The sequence below is a fragment of the Paenibacillus terrae genome (genome assembly GCF_000943545.1).
GTDB lineage: Bacteria > Bacillota > Bacilli > Paenibacillales > Paenibacillaceae > Paenibacillus > Paenibacillus terrae_A.
Window position 1 is genome coordinate 1 of sequence record NZ_JTHP01000179.1, and the last position, 1,039, is coordinate 1,039.

Here is a 1,039-nt window from a genome sequence, read left to right on the forward strand (position 1 = left end):
GAATGCCTCTAATCGTGTGTTGTACGCCTGAGACGTATATTGGAAGCCTTGGTCCGAATGGAGTACGGCTTCCGAGACGTCTCTTTTTCGTGTCCACTGCTCCACCGTATCCAGGACCAGTTTCACATCGTTACGGTCGGAGATTTGCCAAGCGACAATCTCATTGTTAAAGAGATCCTGGATCGCGGACAGGTAATAAAAATGGGTGCCATCCGAGATATAAGTAATATCGGTGACTAACTTTTGCTGCGGAGAAGTCGCATGGAACTGACGCTTCAATCGGTTAGGATACACGACAGAAGGCGTATAATTGGAGCGATTTCGTTTCTTTCGAATGACCGATTGAATCGACAACTCTTTCATAAGTCTCCATATTTTTTTGTGATTCACGAGGTAACCTGCTTCCCACAAGGCTGTCCGCATTCGGAGATATCCGAAATAGGGGTGTGCTAAGTGGATGGCTACCATATGCTCCTTGATTTCATGGTCCCGCGTATGGGCTTCAGCTCGTTGCGCGTGTGTATTTCGCCACTTGTAGTAATTGGCCCTGGATAGCCCTGCAATGGCTAGTAGGCGCGTAATGCCATGGAGGTCACGCAGTTCTTCAATCACTTCGTAGTGATCTTGTAGTCTAAGCTTCGCTCCGTTACCAGATTTGGATATCGCTTTTTTAAGTAGTCCACCTGAGCTTTCAAGTAATCCCGTTCTTCTTCGATACTGGCAAACGCCTTACGGGGACGTCCTTTCATAGGGCTTGAGGAGCCCTTGCGTGTATCGAGTGGCTCTCCATTTCGATACTTTCTTACCCATACTTTGAGCTGGGTGCAGTGCTTAATCCCCAACCTTTCTGCGGCTACTTTATAACTCTCCGCTCCAGCCAGATATGTTTGAATTGCTTTCATTTTGAACTCTTCCATATATGCTTGAAATACCTGTCCCTTTTTTGCCAAAAAAATCCCCTCCAAGTTCACTCGTTTCCTCATGTTAACACAAGGTTTTTTTATGAGTGTCTACTTAAAGGGGATATTACCATTTATTG

The 1,039-nt window shown here is 45.8% G+C and carries 2 protein-coding genes; both read right to left on the reverse strand.

Features of this window, described 5'->3' with window-relative positions:
• On the reverse strand, nt 1-663 hold a 663-nt coding region (locus QD47_RS30365; protein ID WP_044649478.1), incomplete at its 3' end, for an IS3 family transposase.
• Entirely contained in the window at nt 609-950 is a 342-nt protein-coding gene (locus QD47_RS29515) for a helix-turn-helix domain-containing protein (RefSeq protein ID WP_044649477.1), read from the reverse strand. The genes QD47_RS30365 and QD47_RS29515, both read right to left, overlap by 55 nt.
• Nucleotides 951-1,039 lie beyond the last annotated feature (89 nt).